This window comes from Stenotrophomonas sp. KH_029 (assembly GCF_057839765.1).
Genome location: NZ_CM174498.1, coordinates 4,220,267 through 4,245,000 on the forward strand (window position 1 = coordinate 4,220,267; position 24,734 = coordinate 4,245,000).

The following is a 24,734-nucleotide window of genomic DNA, read 5'->3' on the forward strand; positions in this document are numbered from 1 at the left end:
GGCCGGGGCAACGGCCATTGGTCAGGCACGCATTCCCCGGCGTTCTGGCGTCCATCGACGACGGACGCGCGGCCTCGGCCGGATGGCCGGAGGCGGCGGGAATTCTGCGCAGCGGACGACACAAAGGCAGTGCCAGCCGCTCTCGCTGGCTCTCACTCGCTCACGGCAGGGCGCTGCCGGCTCAGTCGGCGGTCGTGGCCCACAGGTAGCCGGCACCGCGCAGCGCGCGTACCGGCAGGGTCAGGCCGATGCCACCGCGTACCCGCGCGCGCAACCGGTGTACCAGCACCTCGAGCCGATGCGGGTCGAAGTCCCAGGGCTGGTCGGTGACCGCGGCGATCAGCGCTTCGCGCTCGACCGGGATGCTGGGCGTGGCCAGCAATGCGCGCAGGAAGCCGCGCTCGGCGCTGGTCAGGGCCAGCACCGCGCCATTGGGTGCGCACAGGTTCCAGCCATCGGCCTGCAGTTGCCACTGCGCCGCCACCGGTGCCGGCGCGGCGTGGGCGATCGGCAGCGCCGGCCGCAGCCGCCGGCGCAGACTGGCCAGGGCGGCGGCCAGCAGGTTGCCATCCAGCGGTTTGACCAGGTACACATCGGCCCCCAGCGACAGGCCGTGCGCCATCTCGTGGGTACTGCCGCGGCCGGTGAGCATCACGATGCCGATATCGGCGATCCGGCGCAGGTGCCGGGCCACGCTGTAGCCATCCTCGCCGGGCAGGCCGACGTCGAGCACCACGATGTCGCACTGGCCGACCGCCAGCGCGCGATACAACGCTTCGGCGCTGTCCAGGCCGAGTACCTCGGCCCCCCGCCAGCGCAGGTCGTCCACCCCCAGTGCAAGCAGCTCCGGGTCGTCTTCCACCACCCAGACCCGTAATCCCTGCAGTTCCCCACCTGCCGCCGCCGGCATTGCGCCGCGGTCGTCGTTCTGTGTTGCCACCACGTCTGTCCCGCTCCCCCAGAGCCAGGGCGCAGTCTAGCCGCAGCCTGCCGGTGGACCAAATGCCGATCCACCGGCGCGCTGCCGCGCGCTGGCAGGCCACGGCCAGGGGCCGTGGCCGCGATGGTCATTCAGCCGGAACGCCCATTTCCTGCAGCAGCGCCGGTGCCGGGTAGACCTTGGCCAGCAGCCAGCGCAGGTAGCGCATGTCCACGTGCACGGCGCGCTTGTAACGCGGGTCGAACCACCAGCTGGCGCTGACCGACTCCCAGTTGCTGTCGAAGTTCAGCCCGATCAGTTCGCCCTTGGCGTTGAGCACCGGCGAACCGGAATTGCCGCCGGTGGTGTCCAGGTTGGTCAGGAAGTTGACCGTCTGGGTGTTCAGCACCGGGTCGGCGGTGGAACCGAAATCGCCCTTGGCGATCGCCGCCAACAGCGGCTTGGGCGCATCGAACGGGTAGGCATTGGTGTTCTTCCCGACGATCCCGGCCACGGTGGTGACCGGGTCGAAATGCACCGCATCGCGCGGCGACAACGCTTCCACCTTGCCGTAGCTGATGCGCAAGGTGCGGTTGGCATCGGGGTATACCGCGCGGCCCTGTTTGCCGCGCCAGGCGAACAGCGCCTGCATGTAGGCCGGGCGCAGGCGCAGCTGTTCGCCCTCGCGGGTCTTGCGCTCGTCGTCCAGGCGCAGCTGCGCGGCCACCAGCGGGCCGGCCAGGTCGACCAGCGGGTCGCGCGCCAGCGCCTTGCCCTGTTTTGCCGCGGCAAAACGCGACAGGCGTTCGGCCTCCTCGCCCAGCTGCGTGCCGGCGTACAGCGTGTCCAGGGTCTTGGCCAGCGCGGCCGGGGTGCGGCCGAAGGCGGCATCGAACTCGGGCACGCGCTGCGCGTCGGGCAGTTGCTGGTAACGGGTCAGCAGGGTGGTCAGCAGGGCTTTTTCCACCGCCGGCGAATAACGGCGCTGGACCTGCTTCAAGGTACCTTCGATCAAGGCCAGGTCGCGCTGCTGGTAGCCGCTGTCGCGCTCGGCATCGGGCTTGGCCGATTCGATGCGCAGCCGCTCCAGGGTGAGCGCCGAGCGCAGCAGCTGGCTCTGCGCCGACAGCAGGTCCAGCAGCAGGTCGCGCTCGCCCACCGCAGCGCCCTGCGACAGCGAGCCGAACAGGGCCTGGATGTCGCCCTGGTAGCGGCGGTCGGTGGCCTTGAGCATCGCCGCTTCGTCGGCCGCGCGTTGGGCCTTGGCATCGCTGCCCAGCAGGCCTTCGAGCTCGCCGGCGGCGCGCTTGCGGTTGTTCTTCAACGACTGCAGCTGCGCGGCGTAGCGGGTGCGCGCCTGCGCATCGCTGGCGCTGGCCGCCTCGATGGTGTCGATCATCTGCTGGAACACCGCCACCCGGCGCGGCAGCACCGCATCGATCTGGCCGGCGAATTCGGCCGCGGTGCGGTGCCGGTAGGTGATGCCCGGGTAGCCGGCCAGCATCGCGTAGTCGCCGGTCCTGGGCCCGTCGATGGCCATCTTCAGGTGCGCCGGCGGCTGGTAGGGCACGTTGTCCGCGCTGTACGGCGCCGGCTTGCCGTCCTTGCCGACGTAGGCGCGCAGCAGGGTGAAGTCGCCGGTGTGGCGCGGCCACATGAAATTGTCGATCTCATCGCCGTAGTTGCCGATCGCGCGCGGCGGCGCGTAGACCAGCCGCACATCGCTCAGTTCCAGCTGGCGGATGCGGTAGAAATCGGTGCCGTAGTACATGTCGGCCACGCTGCAGCGCACGTTGCCTTCCTTCTCGCAGTCGGCCACCAGCTGCTTGCTGGCGCGGTCGACCGCCTCGAAGTAGGCACGGCCGGTCTTGCCGCGCGCGTCGCGCAGCACCTCATCGGTGACCTTGTCGAAACCGGTGGTGACCAGCACGCGGAAATCCGGGTTGGCCGCGCGCTCGTCGCTGCGGTCCTGGGCGATGAAGCCATTGTCGATCAGGTTGTGCTCGGGCGAACTGTTGTACTGGATCACGCCCATCGCGACATGGTGGTTGGTCAGCAGCAGGCCATCGGTCGACACGAACGAACCGGTGCCGCCGCCAGCCCGCACCACCGCACTCAACGGCGGCGCGGTGACGTTGGCCAGGTCGGCCGGGTCGCCCTTGAAGCCGGCGGCCTTGAGCGGTTTGGCCAGTTCCGGCAGCTGGGTCGGCATCCACATGCCTTCATCGGCGTGGGCGCCGGCAGCGAGGGTCAGGCCGAGGGCCAGGGCGGCGGGGAGGGCTTTGCGTGGCGACATGGGCACATCCGGTACGTCAGAACAGCCCGGGACCATAGCCTTTGCGCCCGGCAGGGGCAACGGCCGATGGTTGGGGGACGGGGTGGCCGCACCACGCGGCCACCCGGGTTATTTCTCCCGGCGCCAGTTGATCGAACCGCGGTTTTCCACCGTGCTCGATTCCACTTCCACGTCGAAGCCGCGGCTCAGCAGGTACTTCAGGGTCAGCACCGAACCGCTGCCGACCAGCGACACGCCATAGCCGACATACAGCTTGGGCGAGATGTACTTGCCCACGCCGATCACCGAACCGCCCAGCGCGCGCGACTGGCTCACCCCGGCGTCGTCCAGGCCGAGCTTGGCGCCCAGCTGCGCGGCCAGCAGGCCGCTGCCGGCCGACAACGCCGCCGAGGCCGCGTTGACCTGCTGGGCCTGGTCGCTGCTGGCGCCGGTCAGGCTGCGCCCCAGCACCAGGTAGGCCAGGGCTTCGGACTGCGACATCGCCGGGTTGGACCACACATCCACGCGCGGCGACTGCGCACGGCCGGTGACGTCGATGCCGGCGGTGACATCGCCGACCTTGCGTTCGGCGCGGATGTTGATGCGCGGGTCGGAAACCGCGTTGTAGTTCCAGCTGAGGTTGCCGCGGGTGATGGTCAGGTCCTGGCCGTAGGCCTTGTAACGGCCGCTGACTTCCAGCCCGCCGTTGGCGGTCATCTCGCGACCCGGCCGCGACCACACCTGCATCTTGCCGCCCAGCGCGCCCTTCAGGCCGAACCCGCTCATCTTGACCTTGTCGCCCAGGCTGACGGTCAGGTCCATGTCCAGCGGCGAGGTCGGGGTTTCTTCCGGGTCGACCGGATCGAGCACCACCACGTCTTCGGACACCGAGGTACCACGGTCCAGCCGCTCCAGGTCCAGGTCGGCCTCGGGCACATGCACGCTGCCGCGCAGCTGCATGGTCTTGCCGGCCAGGGAGAAATCCAGGTTGGGGTTGGCGATCACGCGCAGTTCGCTGGTATTGGCCAGCAGCACGTTTTCGCCATGGATATGCAACTGCAACGGCTGCGCATCGCCGAACCACGACAGCCCGCCGTCGACATACAGCGTGCCCTTGCCGGAATTGGCCTGCGCGGTGATCTTGGCCGAGCCGTCCGGCTGCGCGGTGAAGCTGCCCTTGCCTTCATCGAAGCTCAGGCCCAGGGCCGGGAACTCGCCCTTGAACCGGCTCAAGGTGGCCTCGCCGCCCAGCGACGGCGTGCCGCGGGTACCGCGCAGGCTGACGTGGCCCTCGATCAGCCCGGTCGGGCGCACGATGTCCGGCGAGAACAGCTCCAGCCAGTACAGCCGCGCGATGTTCATGTACAGCTCGCCGGTGAGCGGCGCGCCGGCATCCCAGCCGGTCTGCACCTTAGCGTCGACGAAGCCGTCGCCCTGGAAGCCGACGCCGAGCTTGCCGTTGATCTGCGACTGGGTCATCTGCACGTCCACCGAGAACTGGTCGTAACGCACCAGTTCGCCGCGGGCGTTGTCGCCCAGGCGGATACCGCCTTCCAGCGAGGCGATCTTGACGCTGCCTTCCCAGGCGTTGCCGCGCGGGCGGATGCGGCCATCCAGGGTCAACTCGCCGCGCAGGTACATGCGCCGGCCCGACTGCGGCGGCAGCCAGGGCTGCACCAGGGCCAGCGGCAGCGCATCGCCCCGCACCAGCAAGCCCTCGCGCGGCCAGTTCGCGCTGGCGCACAGTTCGCCGCCGGTGGCCGCGCCCAGGCAGGCATCGCCGAGGGTGAAATTGCTGCCCTGCACGCTGAAGGCGGCCGGTGCGCGCAGGCTCCAGGCATCGCCCTTGACCGGTGCGATCCGCAGCGCACCCAGCTCGCCGCGCCAGGCCTGGCCCTGCTGGCGCACCGCGCCGCTGAGCGCGACCGCGCCCAGTTCGTTTTTGGTCTGCGCATCCAGGCGCAGGTTGGAGACGCTGCCGCGCGCATCCACGTTGAGCGTGTCCAGCAGCATGCCCACCTGCACCTTGCTGCCCTGCACCGCCAGCGCGCCGCTGTCGCCCTGCCAGGGCAGGCGGCCCTTGATGCTGATCGCCTCGGCGCTCCAGTCGTTCCAGCGCAGGCCGCTGCCGGCCAGGTCGGCGCTGATGTCCGGTGCGTTGCGCGGGCCCTTGATCTGCACCTGGCCGCGCAGGCTGCCACTGCTGCCGGGCAGCAGGTCGTCCAGCTGCACCGGTTCGAGCTGGGCCTCGATATCGAGCCGGTCGCCGACCGAACCCTTGGCGGTCAGGCGGCTGTTGCCCACCGCCAGCTTCACGTTGCCCTCGCCCTGTTGGCCGCGCAGCGCGAACCGGCCCTGTGCGTCTACCGCGCGCTTGCGCAGCGTGCCCTTGATGCCGGGCACGTCGACGGTGGCCTCATAGCTGCCGGCGGTACCGGCCGGGCTGCCCGCCGCTGGCGGCAACTGGCGGCCCTTGGAGGCCAGCGCACCGGACAGCTTGCCATCCCAGCCCGGGGCGAAATAGCCCGGATCGAAACCGGCCAGCTTGGCCGCCACGTCCCAGTCCAGCTGCGGTGCCCAGGCCACCTGGCCGGTGACATCCAGCGCGCCGCCCGGCGTGCTGGCCTGCAGCTGCCGGATCTGTGCGCTCTGGTCGTTGCCGCGCACATCGAACTGCAGGTCGGCGGTCTGCTTTTCGCGCTCCACCGCGGCCTCGCCCACCGCCGCCCACGCCTTCAGCGTGCCGGCCAGGCCCAGGCGGGCTTCCTTCAGGGTCACCGGCACCGGCGCGGCGGCGCCGGGCGTGGTGGTATCGGCCGCCGGCACGAAGGTCAGGTCATTGGCGATGATGGAAAAACGCAGGCTGGCGTTCTCCCTGTCGGTGAAATCGGCCTTGCCCTGCAGCCGCGCCTGGCCACCGAAGGCCTTGACCTGCAGCGGCGCCACGGTCAGCACCTGGTCGGCCAGGCCGAGCTTGGACGGGGCCAGTTCCACCGCGATGTCGCCCTGTTTGAAGCGGCCCTGCAGGTTGGCCTGGCCGCCCTTGCCATCGGCCTGGAACTCCAGCGCCATCGGCGTGCCGGCACTGGCCTCCATGCCCGGCACCAGCAGCGCCAGGTCCAGTTCCCTGCTGCGTGCGCTGGCTTTCCACACCGGATCGGTGCGGCCGTCGAACACCAGGCTGGCCTGCAGCGGCGCCGGCGCATTGCCGGCCACCGCCACTTCCATATGGCCCAGGTCGCCACGCGCCACCAGCCCCAGCCGCGCCGGGGTGCGCCCGCGCGGGGCCGGCATCAGCGCCCCGACGGTGATGTCGGTGTCGTAGTCGCTGCGCGGCAGGTAGCGGCCATCCACGCGGAAATCGCCGTAGTTGCTGTCCACCCTGAGCTGGCTTGCGCGGAACTCGCCATTGGCGATTTCCACCCCGCCACGCACCTTGGCGATGTCGATCAGCGGCTGGCCGGCCTGGGTGATGCGGAAACCGTCGATGGTGATGGTGTCGACCTGGATCGCCAGCGGCATTTCGATCTGCGGCAGCGAGCCCGGCCAGGACGGCAGCTCGAACGGTTCATCGCTCTTGGCCAGGTTCAGCGAGGCGTTCTTGAGCTGCAGCGCATCCAGCCGCAGCTTGCGGCCCAGCAGCGGACGGATGTCCGGGTCCAGGTAGGCGCGTTCGGCGGTGAAATGGATATCGTCGTAACGGAAGTCCAGGTCGTGCAGCAGCAACGGCCCGGCGACCGGGCCATCGACCTTGCTCCAGGTCAGCGTGGCGCCGGCCGGCAGCCGCGCCACCACCTGGGCCAGCAGCACATCGCGCCCGGCCACGGTCTGCAGCAGCCAGTACAGCAGCAGCAGCGCCAGCAGCACCATGCCCAGCACGGTGAACCCCGACCACGCCCAGAAGCGGCGCTTGCGGTAGAAGCGCACGCGCGGCGGCGGCGCGGCAGGCGTGGGCGTGCTCACAGGTCCGCTCCGATGTTCAGGTACAGCTGGAACTGCGAATCGGGGTTGTTCAGGCCATGGGCGATATCCACCCGCACCGGCCCCACCGGCGATTTCCAGCGCACGCCGAAGCCCACGCCGGTATGCAGGTCGATGGTGTTGTCGAAGGCACTGCCGGTGTCCACGAACACCGCCGCGCCCCAGGGCCCCCCCTTGAAGTAATGCTCGTACTCGGCCGAACCGATCACCAGGTTCTTGGCGCCCAGGGCGAATTTGTCCGGCTCGGGCGTGCGCGGGCCGACTTCACGGTAGGCGTAGCCGCGGATGCTGCGGTCGCCACCGGCGAAGAAGCGCAGGCTGGGCGGCATCGCCACCAGGTCGCTGGTCCAGGTGGTGCCGCCCTCGCCGCGCAGGATCAGGCGGTCGGTAGCGCCGATCGGGATGTACCAGCGCAGCACCATGTTGGCCTGCACGAAGCTGGTGTCCGAGCCGGCCCCTTCCACCCCGCCGCGCACGGTGGCGCTGCCGCTGATGCCCTTGCGCGGGAACAGTTCGTCGTCGACGTTGACGTAGTCGGCCACCAGCTGCGGGTAGACCAGGGTGGAGGTGGTGTACACCGGGTCGGTGAACTCGGTGCCCGAGGCATAGCGCCAGCGTTCACGCAACGCGTTGATCGAGGCGATCGCGGTCCAGTATTCGTTGATTTCGCCGCTGCGGCTGGCCGAAAGCTTGAAGTTGCGCAGGTCGATGTAGTCGGTCTGCTCGTCGTAGGCGCTGGCGGTGAGCGCATACCAGCCGTCCAGCCAGTTGAACGCCGGGATGCGGTAGCTGGTGACCAGGCTCTTGCGCTTCTGCGCATAGTCCAGCTGGGTGTTCATCTTGTGGCCGCGGCTGTTGAGGAACCGCCGCTCCAGCCCGCCGCGCACACCGGCGCCGCTTTCGCTGCCGTAGCTCAGGCCGGCGGTGTAGATGGTGCGCTTGGCGCGGGTCAGGTTGACGTCCACCGGCACATTGCCGTCGGCGTCGGCCTGGTCCGGGCGCGGCTGGATGTCGATCACGCTGAAGTAATCCAGCTTGGTCAGCGACTCGCGCAGCCGGTCCAGCTTGCCTTCGTGGAAATAGCTGCCCTTGTCCCAGTACACCAGCGGGTCGAACAGCGTGTCGACGAAGTAATCCTCGTGGAAACGGATGTCGCCCATGTTGTAGCGGCGGCCGCTGTCCCAGGTCAGGTCGATGTCGGCGGCGTTGTCGGCGCGGGTGATCTGCACCTGGCGCTGGGTGTAGTCGGCATCGAAGTAGCCGCGTTCGGCCAGGCGCCGGGTCACGGTGATCTTGCTGGCCTCGTACTGGGTATGCTCGAAACGCTGGCCCTTGCGCGGCTTGAACTTCTCCAGGTCTTCCTGCAGGTACTGGTCCAGCTGGGCCGGGCCGGTGATGTCGATATGCTCGCGGCGCACCACGGTGGCCGGGCCCTTGTCGACCTGGATCACCACCCGCAGGTTCTCGCCCTCGCGCGGGCTGTCGACCTTGATCACCGGGTTGTAATAGCCGAACGGCTCCAGCGCCTGGCGGGTCTGGCGTTCGGCCTGGGACAACAGGTACTCCAGCCGCGACTCGCCCTGGGGCTTGCCGATGGTGTCGTAGAGCGACAGCGAGACCTCGATGTTCTCGATCATCTCGGCGTCGTCGCCCTTGTCCAGTCCTTTGATTTCCACCTTGTCGATGGTTCCGCGGGCGTGTGCCACCGAGACGGTGGCCAGCGACAGGAACATCAGGGGAAGGGCGTAATTCTTTGGCTGCATGGCCACAGCATAACGGGCCATCGTGACCATGCGAAATCGGCGGGGGTGTTTCAGAACGCCGGTTAAGTCACTGTAAAAATCCGCCACTGCGTCGGTATCGACGTTTTCGGGCCGCAGGGTTCATTCCCGTGGCCCGGCAACACGCCCGATGGCGGCCGGTCATGGCCGCCATCGGGACAGGTCAGCTGGACAGGTGCTCGATCGCCGCCACGCTGCCCAGGCGCTCGCCCAGGCGCTTGAGCAGGGCCAGGCGGTTGGCCCGCAGCGCCGGGTCCTCGGCATTGACCATCACCGCATCGAAGAACGCATCCACCTGCGGGCGCAGCCGGGCCAGCCGGTTCAGCACGCTGACGTAGTCCTTCTGGTGCAGGCTGGCGTTGCTGTCGTCGATGGCCGCTTCCACCGCCTCGGCCAGCGCGCTCTCGGCCGGTTCGGCCAGCAGCGCCGGATCGACCCCGTTGGGAATGTCGCCCTCGGCCTTGCGCAGGATGTTGCGGATGCGCTTGTTGGCTGCGGCCAGCGCTTCGGCTTCGGGCAACGCGGCGAAGATGCCGATCGCATCGATGCGGCGGTCGAAGTCGTACAGCGAGGCCGGCTTCAGTTCGGCCACGGCGTTGAAATGCGTGGCCGGCACGCCCTTGTCGGCGTAGTAGCCGCGCAGGCGGTCGAGGATGAAGGGGTAGATTTCCGAATAGCTAGTCTCGTCAATGGAACGCATATCTCCCCAGATTCCATCCTGCGCAGAAATGCCGGCGTCCTTAGCCACCTTTGATGCTTTGATCTGCTTGTCAATCGTTACGGTCGAAATTGAACCGAGCACACCCTCGCAGGCCTTGAGGATCAACTCGTGGAGGTCCAGATCGAACCCGCTCTCGATCACCGTTCGCGCCAACCCCAGCGCATTGCGGCGCAGCGCGAACGGATCCTTGTTGCCGGTCGGCTTCAGGCCCGCGGCGAAACCGCCGGCCAGCGTGTCAAGGCGCTCGGCGATCGCCAGCACCTTGCCCAGCGGCGACAAGGCGATGTCATCGCCGGCGAAGCGCGGCTGGTAGGCCTCGTCGATGGCCAGCGCCACCTCCGGCGATTCGCCGCCGGTCAGCGCGTAATGGCGGCCGGCGATGCCCTGCAGCTCCGGGAACTCGTTGACCATGCGCGACTGCAGATCGTTCTTGGCCAGCAGCGCGGCGCGCCTGGCCAGCACCGGATCGGCGCCCACCTGCGGCGCGATCGCCTCGGCCAGCGCCACCACGCGCGCCACCTTGTCGGCCACGCTGCCCAGCTTGGCCTGGTAGGTCACCGTCTTCAGGCCGTCGCCCATCGCCTCCAGGCCCTGCTTGAGGTCCTCGTCGAAGAAGAATTTGGCATCGGAGAAGCGCGGGCGGATCACCCGCTCGTAGCCCTTGGCCACTTCGGCCACGTCCCTGGACTCGATGTTGGCGATGCCGATGAATTTCTCGGTCAGCTTGCCGCCGGCATCGAGCACCGGGAAGAACTTCTGGTTGACTTCCATGGTCTCGATCAACGCTTCCTGCGGCACCGCCAGGAATTCGCGTTCGAAACTGCACAGCACCGGTGCCGGCCATTCCACCAGGTTGACCACCTGTTCCAGGTTGTCCTCGGTGATCCGCGCCTGGCCGCCGGCCCTGGCCGCTTCGGCGTTGACCTGCTCGACAATGCGCGCACGGCGCGCGTCGGCGTCGACCAGCACGAACGCGGCCTGCAGCGAGCTGACGTAATCCTCCGGGCGGGACAGCCACACGGTCTTGTCGTGCATGAAGCGATGGCCGCGGCTCATGCGGTCGGCCTTCAGGCCCAGCAGCTCGGCCTCGATGATGTCCTGTCCATGCAGCAGCACCAGCCAGTGCACCGGGCGGGCGAAGCCGTAGGCATGGTTGCCCCAGCGCATCGGCTTGGGGATCGGCATGGCCGCGATCGCCTCGCGCAGGATCTCCGGCAGCAGGCTGGCGGTACGCGCGCCCGGGGTGGTGGAACGGTGCACGAACCGCTCGCCCTTGGCATCGCTGGTGCGCTCCAGCGCGCTCCAGTCGATCCCGGCCTTGGCCGCGAAACCCTGCAGCGCCTTGGTCGGCTGGCCGTCGGCATCGAGCGCGATGTTCAGGTACGGGCCCAGCACTTCGCTGTGCTGTTGGGGTTGTTCCACCGCCACGCCGGGCAGCAGCACCGCCAGCCGGCGCGGGGTCGACAGCGGCTTGGCATCGCCACGGTCGATGGCCACGCCACGCTTGGCCAGGCCGTCGACGATGCCATCGAAGAACGCCTGGGCCAGGCCCGGCAGCGCCTTGACCGGCAGCTCTTCGGTACCCAGTTCAATCAGCAGCGGCAGCATCGTGCTCATGCCTGCACCTCCCTGGCGGCGACCGCTTCGAGGCGCTTGGCCTCGTACAGCTTTGCCACCGCCTGGGCCAGCGCGCGCACGCGCAGGATGTAGCGCTGGCGCTCGGTCACGCTGATCGCGCGGCGCGCATCGAGCAGGTTGAAGGCATGGCTGGCCTTGCACACCTGCTCGTAGGCCGGCAGCGGCAGGCCGACATCGACCAGCTTCTGCGCTTCCTTCTCGCAGGCGTCGAAGCGATGGAACATTTCATCCACGTCGGCGTATTCGAAGTTGTAGGTGCTCTGCTCGATCTCGTTCTGCAGGTACACATCGCCGTAGGTGACCGGCGTGCCGTCCGGCCCGTAGGTCCAGACCAGGTCGTAGACGTTGTCGCAGTTCTGCAGGTACATGCACAGGCGCTCCAGCCCGTAGGTGATCTCGCCCAGCACCGGTTTGCACTCCAGGCCGCCGGCCTGCTGGAAATAGGTGAACTGGGTGACTTCCATCCCGTTCAACCACACTTCCCAGCCCAGCCCCCAGGCGCCCAGGGTCGGCGATTCCCAGTTGTCCTCGACAAAGCGCAGGTCGTGCACCAGCGGGTCGATGCCCAGCGCCTTGAGCGAATCCAGGTACAGCTGCTGGATGTTGTCCGGGCTGGGCTTCATCGCCACCTGGTACTGGTAGTACCGCTGCAGGCGGTTGGGGTTCTCGCCGTAGCGGCCGTCGGTGGGACGGCGCGAGGGCTGCACGTACGCGGCATTCCAGCTTTCCGGGCCGATCGAGCGCAGGAACGTGGCCGGGTGGAAGGTACCTGCGCCCACCTCCAGGTCCAGCGGCTGGATCAGCACGCAGCCCTGCTGCGCCCAATACTGGTTGAGGGTCTGGATCAGGCCCTGGAAAGTGATCGGAACGTTCTTCGTGACGGACATGCGGCGGATTCTTGCCTGCAGAAGGGGTGCGCTAGTATAGCCAGCGACTGCGTTGCCGCCTTCCGGCCCCGGCCGGGCGCGGCCAACATGGCGCGATCACCCTGTCCGGTCACCACCGCGGCACGCCTTCGACGTGCCAGGCAGGCCCGGCCCCGGGGTATCCCGGCCACCCCCCCATTACTGCGTGCCCGGCACGCCCCAAGGACTTGGCCGATGGATCAGCGACCGCCGGTTTCAATCGCGACAGCCCCCGGCCCGGGTACCGGCGACCCGCTGCGGCCGGGCCGGCTCGGCTTCGAGCAGGTGGTGGCGGCGTTGATCGCCGACGGCCTGGTCGCCGAGGCCGACCTGGAGCGCATCCGCTTCTCCGCCCAGGGCGCGCGCAACGCCAGCGAAGTGCACCCGCTGGTACTGCTGGCCAACCTCAAGCTGGCCGCCACCGGCGGTGGCGAGCTGGGCCTGGAGCGGCTGACCGAATGGCTGGCCGCCCGCACCGGTACCCGCTACCTGCGGGTCGATCCGACCCGGGTCGATGTGGCTTCGGTGACCTCGCTGGTTTCCCACGCCTATGCCCGCCGCCACCGCTTCCTGCCGCTGGCGGTGGATACCGAGCGCGTGCTGGTGGCCACCAGCGAGCCGCTGGCCCAGGAATGGCTGCGCGACCTGCAGCACCTGACCCGGCGCCGGATCGAACTGGCCATGGTCAACCCGCTGGACCTGCACCGCTACACCATGGAGTTCTACGGGGTCACCCGCTCGGTGCGCGGCGCGCGCGGCGACGTGCGCGGTGAAGCCAACGCCACCCTGCCCAGCTTCGAGCAACTGGTCGAACTGGGCCGTGCCGGCGACGTCAACGCCGACGACCAGCACATCGTGCACATCGTCGACTGGCTGCTGCAGTACGCCTACGAACAGCGCGCTTCGGACATCCACCTGGAGCCGCGCCGCGACATGGGCCGCATGCGCTTCCGCATCGACGGGGTGCTGCACAAGGTGTTCGAAGTGCCGCCGGCGGTGATGACTGCGGTGGTCAGCCGGATCAAGGTGCTGGGCCGCATGGACCTGGGCGAACGCCGGCGCCCGCAGGACGGCCGCATCAAGACCCGTTCGCCGGGCGGGCGCGAGGTGGAAATGCGCGTGTCGACCATGCCCACCGCGTTCGGCGAGAAGTGCGTGATGCGCATCTTCGACCCCGATGCGGCGTTCAAGAGCATCGACCAGCTCGGCTTCAGCCCGCAGGAAGCGGCCGGCTGGAGCGCCCTGGTCGAGCGCCCGCACGGCATCGTGCTGGTCACCGGGCCCACCGGCTCGGGCAAGACCACCACCCTGTATTCCACCCTCAAGCGGCTGGCCACGCCGGAAGTGAACGTGTGCACGGTGGAAGACCCGATCGAAATGATCGCGCCGGAATTCAACCAGATGCAGGTGCAGACCAACATCGACCTGGACTTCGCCAGCGGCGTGCGCACCCTGCTGCGGCAGGACCCGGACATCATCATGATCGGCGAAATCCGCGACCTGGAAACCGCGCAGATGGCGGTACAGGCCTCGCTGACCGGGCACCTGGTGCTGTCCACCCTGCACACCAACGACGCGCCCTCGGCGATCACCCGCCTGCTCGACCTGGGCGTGCCGCACTACCTGCTGGCCTCCACCCTCAACGGCATCCTCGCCCAGCGCCTGGTGCGCACCCTGTGCCCGAACTGCAAGGTGCCGCGCCCGCTCAGCGCGCTCCAATGGGCGGCACTGGCTGATGCCGATGAAGCATTACCTGAGTCACCCACGCCATATGCACCGGTCGGCTGCATCGATTGCCGGCGCACCGGTTACCTCGGCCGGGTAGGCCTGTATGAGCTGCTGCCATTGGGCTCGCGCCTGCGCGGGCTGATCCGCGCGGACATGGATCTGGCCGCTTTCAACCGCGCCGCACGTGCCGAAGGGGTACGTACCCTGCGCCGCGCGGGACTTGAAAAAGTGGCCGCAGGGCTGACTACAATCGAGGAAGTCCTTTCAGTGCTGCCGCCCCCGGATGAATTCCGCCCCGTTCCTGATTCTTGAAACCGGCCAACCGGTCGCCTCGCTGCGCCGTTACGGGCGGTTCCCGCATTGGATCCGGGTCGCCGCCGGGCTGGATGCCGACGAAACGGTGGTGGTCGATGTCGAACATGGCGGCGCGCTGCCCGACCACCGCCAGTTTGCCGGGGTGATCGTCACCGGCTCGGCCGCCTTCGTCACCGACCACGCCGACTGGAGCGAGCGCAGCGCCCGTTGGCTGCACGACGCCGCCCACGCCGGCCGGCCGGTGTTCGGCATCTGCTACGGGCACCAGCTGCTGGCGCATGCGCTGGGCGGCGAGGTGGCCTACAACCCGGCCGGGCGCGAGTCGGGCACCATCGAGCTGGCGCTGGACCCCTCGGCCAGTACCGATCCGCTGTTCGCCGGCCTGCCCACGCGGTTCCCTGCCCACGCCACCCACCTGCAGACGGTGCTGCGCGCACCGGACGGGGCAGCCATCCTGGCGCGCTCGGCGCAGGACAACTGCCACGCCTTCCGCTGGGGCCGGCAGGCCTGGGGGGTGCAGTTCCATCCGGAGTTCGCCACCCACCACATGCGCGGCTACGTGCGCGCCCGCGCCGAGTGCATCGGCCGCCACGGCGGCTGCGCGCGCAGCGTGGCGCGGGCGGTCAGCGCCGCCCCGCTGGCACGCCAGCTGCTGCGCCGCTTCGTGCGCCAGGCCCGCGACGCCTGAGCCGGCCGCCACGACACAGCGTCCCGGCCGCGCGTGCCGGGCTTCAGGTGGCGCGCAGGGAAAACAGGGATAATCGATCGCATTCGGGGCGCCTGCGCCCCTCCCCTGTTTCGGAATGGTATGAGCGAGATTCGCAAGCTGCCGGCCTCTGCTGGCGCCCAATGGCTGCTGGACGCGTTTTCCCTGTATGCCCGTGCGCCGATGCAGTTGGCGGTGCTGGGCGTGATCGGCATGCTGGCCAGCTCGCTGATCCTGGTACTGGCCCAGCTGCTGCCGGGCTGGCTCGGGCTGCTGGTGCAGCTGCTGTCGCTGGCGGTGGGCCCACTGATCTTCGGCGGCATGCTGTGGGCGGTGAGCGAGATCGACCAGGGCCGCCGGGCGTTGCCCACCCACCTGCTGCAGCCGATCCGCGACCGCCGCGTCAGCCACCTGCTGGTGCCGCTGGCGATCCAGCTGATCGCGGTGATCGCGCTGGGCACCCTGCTGTTCACCCTGATCGGCAGCCAGGGCTTCAGCGCCTTCACCGACCTGATCCACAAGGTGCAGGCCTTGCAGCAGTCCGGCCAGCAGCTCAGCCAGGACGAAACCCTGGCGCTGATGGCCAACGTGCCGGTCAAGCGCATCATGCTGTGGCTGCTGATCGTGTTTGCCACGTTCGTGGCATTGAGCATGGCCATGTTCGCGCAGCCGGCGCTGGTGGTGTTCGACCGCCAGAGCGGCATGCATGCGCTGCGCATGAGCCTGCAGGGCTGCATCGAGAACTTCGGCGCGATGGCGGTGTTCATGCTGCTGGGCCTGATCGCCGCGGTCTGCCTGTACGTCCTGATGCTGATCCTGATGCAGGTGGCAATGCTGGTCGGCGGCATGGGCGCGGCGGCGTTCGTGATGCAGCTGGCGGTCACCACGGTGATCATGCCGTTGTATGTCGGGGCGGTATACGCGGCGTGGAAGCAGATGTTCGCCCACCGCGGCCGCACCCCACCGCCGACCGCCCCCAGCCCGGACAACGTGTTCGCGGCCTGACCGAAAAGCAGAAAACCCCGGCGAGAGCCGGGGTTTTAGTTTCGCGGCGCTGTGGTTCGTAGCGCCGGGCTCTGCCCGGCTGCTCCTGCATGGAAGGCAACGGCAGCCGGGCAGAGCCCGGCGCTACGGCCAGGTATCGTTGTTTCAAGCGGTGTTGCGGGCGTCGGTGAACAACGGGCGCGTGGCGACGCGTTCGTCACTGCGGCTGTTCTTTCCCGCCGGGGCGCGGAACCAGCCACCTCGCCGCGTGGATCCCCAGCTCGTAGAGCAGGCACATCGGGATGGCCAGCAGCAACTGCGACACCACGTCCGGCGGGGTCAGCACCGCGGCCACGATGAAAATGCCCACCACCGCATAACCACGGCTTTCCTTGAACTGCTGCGGCGTCACCCAGCCCATCAGCACCAGGATCACCATCGCCACCGGCAACTCGAAACTGGTGCCGAACGCGAAGAAGATCGCCAGCACGAAATCCAGGTACGCATTCGCATCCGGCGTGATCGCAATCACCTCCGGGCGGAACGTGGTCAGGAAATGGAAGACCGCCGGCAGCACCAGGAAGTAGGCGAACGCACAGCCCAGGTAGAACAGCAGCACCGAGGAGGCCAGCAGCGGCACCGCCAGGCGCTTCTCGCGTGCATACAGCCCCGGCGCCACGAACGCCCACAGCTGGTACAGCAGCCACGGCACCGCCACGAACAGCGCCACGAAGAAGGTCAGCTTCAACGGCGCAAAGAACGCCCCGGCCGGATTGGTCGCAATCATGGTCTGCCCGTTGGGCAGCTGCGAGATCAGCGGCTCGGCCAGCCAGGTATAGATTTTTCGCGAGAACGGCAGCAGCCCCAGCAGCACCACCAGCAGGCCGACGATGGCGCGCACCAGGCGTGCGCGCAGTTCGATCAGGTGCTCCACCAGCGAGCTTTCCGGGGTGTCGTGTTCGCTCATCGCGGGGCCTCCCCGCCGGGCGGCTGGGCCAGCCGGGCAGGGTCCGGCGCTGTCAGCGGGTGCGCGTCTTCCGCGGCCGCACGCGGCGCGGCGCCGTCGATGCCCGGCGGGGCCATCGCGTCGCGCGGCTCGGCCTGCTCGGTCAGTACATGCTGGGCCACGCTGGCCGGCGAACCGGGGGCCGGACCGGTCATCACCGGCGCATCGGCATCGGCGTCGACGGCGGCCGCATCTGCATCGCGCACCACGCCCTGGCGCAGCTGCTCGGCCTCGCGGCGTACCGCTTCACCGCTGGCACGCAGCTGCGCTTCGGTGTCCTGCACCGAGGCCTGCACATCGCGGAACTGGCGCTTGATCTCGTCGGCGTGCAGCTCGCGTTCCAGCTCCTGCTTCACCGAATCCCATTGGCTGCGCGCACGGCGTACCCACAACCCGGCAAACCGCGCCGCCTTGGGCAGGCGTTCGGGGCCAAGTACCACCAGCGCCACCACCGCGATCAGTAGCAGCTCACTGAAGCCGATGTCGAACACGCCACGCGCTCCGGATCAGCGCGGGTCGCGGTCGTGCTCGGTCTGCGACGTGGTCGTCGAGTCCTGCGGACGCGAGTTGTCGCCGAGCTGCGCGTTCGGCTTGTCCTCGTCGTGCATGCCCTTCTTGAATTCCTTGACGGCGCTGCCAAGGTCCTTGGCGCCGCTGGTCAACTTCTTGGTGCCGAACACCAGCAGAACGATGACCAGCACGACCAACCAATGCCAGATGCTGAAACTGCCCATGAGCTGCTCGCGTTGCGTAGTGATCAGACAGTTGAGCATAGCGCACCGGCCACAGGTCGGCGCGCGTGACGAAAGTCAGTTGCCGTCCAGCGATTCAGTCCGGACTTCACCTTCGCCAACCGGCTGGAAGCCCTGCTGCTGCGCCGGCGCCTGGGCGGCCGGCACGGCCTGCAGCGGCGCGGTGGTCGCGCCGGTCGCCGCTGCCTGTTCAGCTACTTCCGGGGCGGCGGCCGGGGCCACCGAACGCGCGGCCGGCGGCGGCGCGTTGCCGGCGGTGCCGCGCTTCTCGCGGGCACTGTAGGTGGCTTCTTCCAGGCGATCGCGGAAGGCAACCACGTCGATCGACGGCGGTTCGCCGACCCGGCCCTCGAACACCATCCGCGGCGTGGTATTGCTGCCGTAGGCGTCCAGATTGGCGGCATCGTCGATCTGCAGCACCGCGCCGTCCAGCGCGACACCGGCAAACAGCCCCCGCGCGCGCGACCACGACCAGATTTCGGCCTTCAGCTGGCCATCGGTGGCGGCAGCGGCATTGCGCCCGACCGGACCGGCGGCCACGCCGGCATCGGCGCCCAGGGTGAACTTGCCGTTGACCAGGTTGTCCAGGCTGCGGTCATTGCGGAACACCAGCACCACGTCGGAGGACTGCACACCGGCCTGAAAGCCGATGCTGCCCCCGGTGAGCTTGACGAACACCGGGTTGGACCAGCTGCCGTCGGGGTTCTTGACCGACATCAGGCCATGGCCCCGGCGCCCGCCAATCACCAGGCCCGCCTTGATCGTGTCGGGAATGACAACGATTGCGCGGCCTTCATCCAGCAACTTGTCCGGAATGCCCTGTTCAGGCATGTCCTGGATTTCATTCAGCACGCGCACCGCATTGCGGGCGCGCTGGTCTTCCTGTGGCCCGGCCATCGCCTGGGTAGACAGCAACAGGCTGGCGGAGATCAGCAGTACTAGGCTCAGGCGGCGCATGGTGGCTCCAGAAGTCGATGCAGACAAAGATAATGCAGGAAAGCAGCCGCACCGCTCCCCTGGGGGACGATGCACTGGTTCGAAATTAGAAGGCTTGCGATGAATCGGCAATGAGTGATGCCGTCTATTGATACATCGAATAGATGACTACCACCAACTCATTCCATCCCACCAATCGCGCAGACCTGCGAGAATGGCCCATGCTCCACGCACCCGACACCGCCGTGCTGGCGGTCAATCTAGGCACGCCCGAGACGCCAACCGCCCCGGCGGTGCGTCGCTACCTGGCTGAATTCCTCACCGACCCGCGCGTGGTCGCGATCCCCCCGCTGCTGTGGAAACCGCTGCTGTACGGGCTGATCCTGCCGCTGCGCAGCAGCCGTTCGGCGGCCAAGTACGCCCAGGTCTGGCTGCCCGACGGTTCGCCGCTGATGGTCTATACCCGCCGCCTGGCCCAGGCCATGCAGGCGTTGATGCCGAACCTGCAGGTGCGCCATGCGATGCGTTACGGCGCCCCGGCGCTGACCGCCGAACTGGACCGGCTGGCCGCCGAAGGCATGCGCCGAATCGTGGTGCTGCCGCTGTACCCGCAGTATTCGACCACCACCACCGCCTCGATCGAGGACCAGGTGCGCCATTGGCAGCCCCGCCACCCGGCGGTCACCGTCACCCTGGTGCGCGACTACGCGGTCGACCCGGACTGGGTGGCGGCGGTGGCCGCCAGCATCGGCCAGTGGTGGCAGCAGCACGGCCGCGGCGAGAAGCTGGTGTTCTCCTTCCACGGCATCCCGCAGCGCCTGGCCGATGCCGGCGACCCGTACCCGCAACGCTGCGAGGCCAGCGCCCGGGCGATCGCACAGGCGCTGGAACTGGCCGACGATGCCTGGCAGCTGACCTACCAGTCGCGTTTCGGCCGCGAAAAATGGCTGCAGCCCTATGCCGAACCCACCCTGTGGGCCTTGGCCGAAAGCGGCGTGCGGAAGATCGACGTGGTCTGCCCGGGTTTTGCCACCGACTGCCTGGAAACCCTAGAGGAAGTGGCGCTGGGCTTCACCGAAACGGTCGCCCAGCGTGGCGCGCAGATGCGCTACATCCCCTGCCTCAACGATGCCCCCGAACACGCGCTGGCGCTGTCGCGGCTGAGCATCGCGGCCCTGGCATGACCCTGCAGCCATTCGACCTGACCGTGGCCGGCACCACCGTCGCCGGCCTGCGCGCGGCACACCCCGGCGGCCTGCGCGTGCTGGCCCTGCACGGCTGGCTCGACAACGCGGCCAGCTTCGTGCCGCTGGCCGCGCAGCTGCCGACGCTGGACCTGGTGGCGATCGACCTGCCCGGCCATGGCCACAGCGCGCACCTGCCGCCGGGCGCGCAATACAACACCCCCGGCGCCCTCTGCCACGTGCTGGACGTGGCCGATGCGCTGGGCTGGGACCGCTTTTGCCTGCTCGGCCACTCGATGGGCGCCGGCATCGCCAGCCTGGTCGCCGCCGCGGCACCGGAGCGGATCGAACGGCTGGTGGCGATCGAGGCCCTCGGCGGCCTGCGCGGGCCCGAGAACGAAACCGCGCAACGCCTGCGCGAACACGTGCGCGCCGCGCGGGCGCTGCCCGGCCGCAACCTGCGCGTGTTCCCCGACCTGGCCGCGCCGATCCGGGCACGGATGATGGCCAACCAGCTCAGCGAGCCCTGCGCACGCCTGCTGGTCGAACGCGGGGTCAAGCCGGTCGCCGGCGGCTACAGCTGGTGCAGCGATCCGCGGCTGATGCTGCCCACCGCCATGCGCCTGAGCGAGGCGCAGATCGACGACCTGCTGGCGGCGATCGAATGCCCCACCCAGGTGATCTACGCCACGCCGGCGCAGTCGTACTATCCCGAGCCGCTGCGCAGCCAGCGCATCGGGCTGTTGCGCGATGGCCGGCTGGCGGTATTCCCCGGCACCCATCACCTGCACATGGAACATCCGCAGCAGGTTGCCACGGTGATCAGCGGCTTCCTCGCCGGATAGCCGCGCAGCGCGCCCCCAAGGTGGCGCTGCGACATCGTGTCGCACTCAATTTCCGCAGGTTTGTACCGATACCGTTGATGCAGGCTGGTGGACCCGGCCTGTGTCGTCGCTTGCTCCGCCGTTGCGAAGCCGCGTATCACTCCAGGCTTCCAGGAACGTCGTTGCAATGCCGTATTGGCCGTGCCATCGCCCACAGGACCGGGCCATGCCGGCGGTGATCGCCACCGCCGACGCGGCGCTGCGGCGCGTGTTCACCCCGCGCCCGTCTGGAATGCCCTCCCTTCCGCTGCAACGCCCACCGCTCGACGGTGTCCGGCGCGGCACCGGCCTGTCCGCCTGCGCGGCCGGCCCCGCTGTTTCCTGCTGATCCTGGAGTCGTCATGTCTGCCATCCCCAACGCCCCGTCCCATCCGCCCGATCGCATCGACGTCGCCCCGCCGGCCACGTCGGCCAACCGCATCGATACGCTGTACCTGGTCCTGGCCACCGCGCTGTTGAGCGCCTGCGGGATCGCCGCCCTGTGGCAGCGGCAGGCCTGGCCGCTGCTTGCCGTTGCCGTGGCCAGCGCCCTGCTGTGTGCGCTCGCGCGCCGCCAGCGCGGCCTTACCCTGGCCCTGCAGCGGCAGTTGCAACACGCTGCCGCCAGTGCCACGGCCCACGCGCAGCTGCATGCGCAGGCCGACGCCGGGCACCGCGAAGACGCCCAGGTCCGGCTGGCGCTGGATGTCTCGCGCACCGCGATGATGATCGCCGACAACGACCATGTGATCCGCTACGTGAACCAATCGGTGGTCGCGCTGCTGCGCAACCAGCAGCACAACCTGCGCCAGGCGTTTCCCGACTTCGATGCCGAACGTCTGGTCGGCAGCAGCATCCATCGCTTCCACGTCAGCCCCGAGCGCATCCGCGGCATCCTCAACACCTTGACCCGGACCCATCACGGCCGGGTGCGGATCGGCCCGGTGCATTTCGCCCAGGTGGTCACCCCGGTTTTCGACGCGCATGGGCAGCGCCTGGGCTTTGCGGTGGAATGGCACGACCGCACCCAGGAGCTGCAGCTGGAAACCGCGGTGGCCGGGATTGTCGCCGCCGCCGCCAAGGGCGACCTGGACCGTCGCCTGCCGCCGGGCAATGACGGCGCCAGCTTCCTGGACGGTCTCACCGGCGGCATCAACCAACTGCTGGACAGCGTCGGTGGCACCATCGACGAGGTGCGCCGGGTCCTCTCGGCACTGGCCGATGGCGACCTGGGCCAGCGCATGCAGGGCGATTTCGCCGGTTCGTTCGCGGCCATGCAGCGCGACGCCAACGCCACCGCCGAGCAGCTGACCGCCATGGTCGAGCGCATCCGGGAATGCACCGGGTCGATCTCACTGGCCGCCAGCGAGATCGCCAGCGGCAACAGTGATCTGTCCGAACGCACCGAACGCCAGGCCGCACACCTGGAGGAGACCGCCGCCTCGATGGAAGAACTGACCTCCACCGTGCGCCAGAACGCCGAGCACGCGCGCCAGGCCAGCGGGCTGGCACACGGCGCGCAGCAGGTGGCCAGCCGCGGCAGCGTGGTGGTCGGCCAGGTGGTGACCACCATGGAGGCGATCCAGAACGCCTCGCGGCGGATCGGCGACATCACCGGGGTGATCGACGGCATCGCCTTCCAGACCAATATCCTCGCGCTCAATGCGGCGGTGGAAGCCGCGCGTGCCGGCGAACAGGGCCGTGGGTTTGCCGTGGTGGCCAGTGAAGTACGCAGCCTGGCGCAGCGTTCGGCCGATGCCGCCAGGGAGATCAAGCAGCTTATCGAGGCGTCGGTTACCCAGGTGGCCGATGGCGTGCGGCTGGTGCAGGACGCCGGGCAGACCATGCAGGAGATCGTCAGCAGCGTTGCCGGTGTCAGCGGCATCATGGCCGAGATCTCCTCGGCCTCGCAGGAACAGGCCGCCGGCATCGACCAGGTCAACCAGACCGTCACCCAGATGGACGACGCCACCCAGCAGAACGCGGCGCTGGTCGAGGAGGCCAGTGCAGCGGCCCGCCTGCTCGAAGGCCAGGCCGAAGCCCTGACCGCCGCGGTAGCGGTATTCCGCCATCAGTGAGGTCGTCTGCCGCAGTGCGGCAGGCGGCACAGACGCGGAGGGCGGCCGGTTGAGCCGTCCCCCTCCGATGATGCAAACAGGAACGGCGCCCGCAAGGGCGCCGTTCCTGTTTGCGCCCTTGGCAAGGTCGCATCCCGATCGACTGCCGTTGCACGGTCCACGTTCGCTGATGGCATTGCAATCAACAGGGAGACCGCTGTGTAGCGGGGGCACCGTTTCGATACAGGTCCCGGCGTCAAAGCACCCATCGCCGTTATCGGCAGTCGTTTGGGAACCGACCCTACCGAGGGCAGCCATGCGCAGACCCGAATGCCGCCGCGCCAGCAGGGGGCTATGCACGACCCGATGCCGTCGCGCCGGCAGGGCCCCGCATTGGTAGGGTCGCATCCCGATCGACTGCCGTTGCACGGCCCGCGCCCGGTGATGGCATTGCAATCACCGGGGAGGGCTCTGTGTAGCTGGGGCACCGCTTCGATACGGGTCTCGGCGTCAAAGCATCCATCGCCGTTATCGGCAGTCGTTTGGGAACCGACCCTACCGACGTGACGCCGTGCGGACGCACAAAGAAAAAACCCCGCTGCGTGAGCAGCGGGGTTTTTGGGTATAAACCCTGGCGATGACCTACTCTCGCATGGCTTAGGCCACACTACCATCGGCGCAGCTGCGTTTCACTTCCGAGTTCGGGATGGGATCGGGTGGTGCCACAGCGCTAATTTCACCAGGGAGGCTTTTGGAGTGTCGCCGCGGGAGTCGTGTCCTTGCAGGGAGCGGGCACGGATGTGCCTGCTTTGCAAAGAGACGCGCCTACAGCGCCTGCCTCTCGTTTGGTCTTGTGACGTAGCGTGCACTTGGGATCTATCGACATGTCATGTCGGCCAAGGCAACTTGAGGTTATATGGTCAAGCCTCACGGATCATTAGTATCAGTTAGCTCAATACATTGCTGTACTTACACACCTGACCTATCAACCACATAGTCTATATGGTTCCTTCAGGGGGCTTGTGCCCCGGGAGATCTCATCTTGAGGCGCGCTTCCCGCTTAGATGCTTTCAGCGGTTATCGCTTCCGAACATAGCTACCCGGCAATGCCACTGGCGTGACAACCGGAACACCAGAGGTTCGTCCACTCCGGTCCTCTCGTACTAGGAGCAGCCCCTCTCAAATCTCCAACGCCCATGGCAGATAGGGACCGAACTGTCTCACGACGTTCTGAACCCAGCTCGCGTACCACTTTAAATGGCGAACAGCCATACCCTTGGGACCGACTACAGCCCCAGGATGTGATGAGCCGACATCGAGGTGCCAAACACCGCCGTCGATATGAACTCTTGGGCGGTATCAGCCTGTTATCCCCGGAGTACCTTTTATCCGTTGAGCGATGGCCCTTCCATACAGAACCACCGGATCACTAAGTCCTAGTTTCCTACCTGCTTGATCCGTCGATCTTGCAGTCAAGCACGCTTATGCCTTTGCACACAGTGCGCGATGTCCGACCGCGCTGAGCGTACCTTCGAGCTCCTCCGTTACTCTTTAGGAGGAGACCGCCCCAGTCAAACTACCCACCATACACGGTCCCCGATCCAGATTATGGACCTAGGTTAGAACGTCAAGCACGACAGGGTGGTATTTCAAGGATGGCTCCACTGCAGCTAGCGCCACAGTTTCATAGCCTCCCACCTATCCTACACAGACGAACTCAACGTTCAGTGTAAAGCTATAGTAAAGGTTCACGGGGTCTTTCCGTCTTGCCACGGGAACGCTGCATCTTCACAGCGATTTCAATTTCACTGAGTCTCGGGTGGAGACAGCGCCGCTGTCGTTACGCCATTCGTGCAGGTCGGAACTTACCCGACAAGGAATTTCGCTACCTTAGGACCGTTATAGTTACGGCCGCCGTTTACTGGGGCTTCGATCAAGAGCTTCGCCTTGCGGCTGACCCCATCAATTAACCTTCCAGCACCG

The 24,734-nt window shown here is 68.0% G+C and carries 16 protein-coding genes and 2 rRNA genes (1 of these 18 cut by a window edge); 6 read left to right on the forward strand and 12 right to left on the reverse strand.

The annotated features are described in order from the left end of the window. Positions 1–181: 181 nt before the first annotated feature. From AC3ITM_RS18865 to glyQ, 6 genes are all read right to left on the reverse strand, one after another. On the reverse strand, positions 182–940 hold the full coding sequence (locus AC3ITM_RS18865; protein WP_489267269.1) for a response regulator transcription factor: 759 nt from the start codon (positions 938–940) through the stop codon (positions 182–184). 127 nt (positions 941–1,067) lie between these two features. Then, complete coding sequence (locus tag AC3ITM_RS18870) at positions 1,068–3,215, reverse strand: S46 family peptidase (protein ID WP_489267271.1); 2,148 nt, start codon at positions 3,213–3,215, stop codon at positions 1,068–1,070. Between the two features lie 108 nt (positions 3,216–3,323). Further along, complete coding sequence (locus tag AC3ITM_RS18875; protein ID WP_489267273.1) at positions 3,324–7,157, reverse strand: translocation/assembly module TamB domain-containing protein; 3,834 nt, start codon at positions 7,155–7,157, stop codon at positions 3,324–3,326. Next, positions 7,154–8,959: an autotransporter assembly complex protein TamA gene (locus AC3ITM_RS18880; protein WP_489267275.1), complete on the reverse strand. Its 1,806-nt coding sequence runs from the start codon at positions 8,957–8,959 to the stop codon at positions 7,154–7,156. The genes AC3ITM_RS18875 and AC3ITM_RS18880 overlap by 4 nt, the downstream gene beginning before the upstream one ends. A gap of 160 nt (positions 8,960–9,119) precedes the next feature. Next, on the reverse strand, positions 9,120–11,294 hold the full coding sequence (gene glyS, locus AC3ITM_RS18885; RefSeq protein WP_489267277.1) for a glycine--tRNA ligase subunit beta: 2,175 nt from the start codon (positions 11,292–11,294) through the stop codon (positions 9,120–9,122). Next, complete coding sequence (glyQ, locus tag AC3ITM_RS18890) at positions 11,291–12,202, reverse strand: glycine--tRNA ligase subunit alpha (protein ID WP_489267279.1); 912 nt, start codon at positions 12,200–12,202, stop codon at positions 11,291–11,293. Before glyQ ends, glyS begins: the two co-directional genes overlap by 4 nt. A gap of 213 nt (positions 12,203–12,415) precedes the next feature. On the opposite strand from glyQ, the gene AC3ITM_RS18895 reads away from it, so the two are divergent. From AC3ITM_RS18895 to AC3ITM_RS18905, 3 genes are all read left to right on the forward strand, one after another. After that, positions 12,416–14,260 (forward strand): GspE/PulE family protein, encoded by a 1,845-nt coding sequence (locus AC3ITM_RS18895; RefSeq protein ID WP_489267281.1) that lies wholly within the window; start codon positions 12,416–12,418, stop codon positions 14,258–14,260. Further along, positions 14,232–14,951, forward strand: a complete 720-nt coding sequence (locus tag AC3ITM_RS18900) for a glutamine amidotransferase (protein ID WP_489267283.1) — start codon at positions 14,232–14,234, stop codon at positions 14,949–14,951. The genes AC3ITM_RS18895 and AC3ITM_RS18900 overlap by 29 nt, the downstream gene beginning before the upstream one ends. A gap of 120 nt (positions 14,952–15,071) precedes the next feature. Next, positions 15,072–15,974 (forward strand): BPSS1780 family membrane protein, encoded by a 903-nt coding sequence (locus AC3ITM_RS18905; RefSeq protein WP_489267285.1) that lies wholly within the window; start codon positions 15,072–15,074, stop codon positions 15,972–15,974. A 196-nt stretch (positions 15,975–16,170) separates the two neighbouring features. On the opposite strand, the gene tatC is transcribed toward AC3ITM_RS18905, so the two are convergent. From tatC to AC3ITM_RS18925, 4 genes are all read right to left on the reverse strand, one after another. Further along, positions 16,171–16,920 carry a twin-arginine translocase subunit TatC gene (tatC, locus tag AC3ITM_RS18910; protein ID WP_228887101.1) on the reverse strand — a complete coding sequence of 250 codons (750 nt, stop codon included), beginning with the start codon at positions 16,918–16,920 and terminating at the stop codon, positions 16,171–16,173. After that, positions 16,917–17,450, reverse strand: a complete 534-nt coding sequence (gene tatB, locus AC3ITM_RS18915; RefSeq protein WP_489267287.1) for a Sec-independent protein translocase protein TatB — start codon at positions 17,448–17,450, stop codon at positions 16,917–16,919. Before tatB ends, tatC begins: the two co-directional genes overlap by 4 nt. A gap of 15 nt (positions 17,451–17,465) precedes the next feature. Then, positions 17,466–17,693 carry a Sec-independent protein translocase subunit TatA gene (tatA, locus tag AC3ITM_RS18920; RefSeq protein WP_489270140.1) on the reverse strand — a complete coding sequence of 76 codons (228 nt, stop codon included), beginning with the start codon at positions 17,691–17,693 and terminating at the stop codon, positions 17,466–17,468. Between the two features lie 75 nt (positions 17,694–17,768). Then, a complete protein-coding gene (locus tag AC3ITM_RS18925; RefSeq protein WP_489267289.1) occupies positions 17,769–18,668 on the reverse strand; it encodes a lipid-binding SYLF domain-containing protein in 900 nt (299 codons plus the stop codon). 200 nt (positions 18,669–18,868) lie between these two features. Between AC3ITM_RS18925 and hemH the strand changes: the two genes are divergently transcribed. The 3 genes from hemH (at position 18,869) to AC3ITM_RS18940 (ending at position 22,772) form a co-directional block, all read left to right on the forward strand. Continuing rightward, positions 18,869–19,831, forward strand: a complete 963-nt coding sequence (gene hemH / locus AC3ITM_RS18930) for a ferrochelatase (RefSeq protein ID WP_489267291.1) — start codon at positions 18,869–18,871, stop codon at positions 19,829–19,831. Continuing rightward, complete coding sequence (locus tag AC3ITM_RS18935; protein ID WP_489267292.1) at positions 19,828–20,676, forward strand: alpha/beta fold hydrolase; 849 nt, start codon at positions 19,828–19,830, stop codon at positions 20,674–20,676. The genes hemH and AC3ITM_RS18935 overlap by 4 nt, the downstream gene beginning before the upstream one ends. A 380-nt stretch (positions 20,677–21,056) precedes the next feature. After that, positions 21,057–22,772, forward strand: a complete 1,716-nt coding sequence (locus AC3ITM_RS18940) for a methyl-accepting chemotaxis protein (RefSeq protein ID WP_489267294.1) — start codon at positions 21,057–21,059, stop codon at positions 22,770–22,772. Between the two features lie 608 nt (positions 22,773–23,380). Here the strand turns inward: AC3ITM_RS18940 and rrf are convergent. Both rrf and AC3ITM_RS18950 read right to left on the reverse strand, forming a co-directional pair. Continuing rightward, positions 23,381–23,495 (reverse strand): 5S ribosomal RNA (gene rrf, locus AC3ITM_RS18945). Between the two features lie 172 nt (positions 23,496–23,667). Beyond that, positions 23,668–24,734 (reverse strand): 23S ribosomal RNA (locus AC3ITM_RS18950); it runs 1,814 nt beyond the window's last position.

Bases quoted from the DNA above. Each gene is read 5' to 3' on its own strand.
- AC3ITM_RS18870 (WP_489267271.1), bottom strand. From the start codon at position 3,215: ATGTCGCCACGCAAAGCCCTCCCCGCCGCCCTGGCCCTCGGCCTGACC.
- AC3ITM_RS18880 (WP_489267275.1), bottom strand. From the start codon at position 8,959: ATGGCCCGTTATGCTGTGGCCATGCAGCCAAAGAATTACGCCCTTCCC.
- glyS (WP_489267277.1), bottom strand. From the start codon at position 11,294: ATGAGCACGATGCTGCCGCTGCTGATTGAACTGGGTACCGAAGAGCTG.
- glyQ (WP_489267279.1), bottom strand. From the start codon at position 12,202: ATGTCCGTCACGAAGAACGTTCCGATCACTTTCCAGGGCCTGATCCAG.
- AC3ITM_RS18895 (WP_489267281.1), top strand. From the start codon at position 12,416: ATGGATCAGCGACCGCCGGTTTCAATCGCGACAGCCCCCGGCCCGGGT.
- AC3ITM_RS18900 (WP_489267283.1), top strand. From the start codon at position 14,232: ATGAATTCCGCCCCGTTCCTGATTCTTGAAACCGGCCAACCGGTCGCC.
- AC3ITM_RS18905 (WP_489267285.1), top strand. From the start codon at position 15,072: ATGAGCGAGATTCGCAAGCTGCCGGCCTCTGCTGGCGCCCAATGGCTG.
- tatC (WP_228887101.1), bottom strand. From the start codon at position 16,920: ATGAGCGAACACGACACCCCGGAAAGCTCGCTGGTGGAGCACCTGATC.
- tatA (WP_489270140.1), bottom strand. From the start codon at position 17,693: ATGGGCAGTTTCAGCATCTGGCATTGGTTGGTCGTGCTGGTCATCGTT.
- AC3ITM_RS18925 (WP_489267289.1), bottom strand. From the start codon at position 18,668: ATGCGCCGCCTGAGCCTAGTACTGCTGATCTCCGCCAGCCTGTTGCTG.
- hemH (WP_489267291.1), top strand. From the start codon at position 18,869: ATGCTCCACGCACCCGACACCGCCGTGCTGGCGGTCAATCTAGGCACG.
- AC3ITM_RS18935 (WP_489267292.1), top strand. From the start codon at position 19,828: ATGACCCTGCAGCCATTCGACCTGACCGTGGCCGGCACCACCGTCGCC.
- AC3ITM_RS18940 (WP_489267294.1), top strand. From the start codon at position 21,057: ATGTCTGCCATCCCCAACGCCCCGTCCCATCCGCCCGATCGCATCGAC.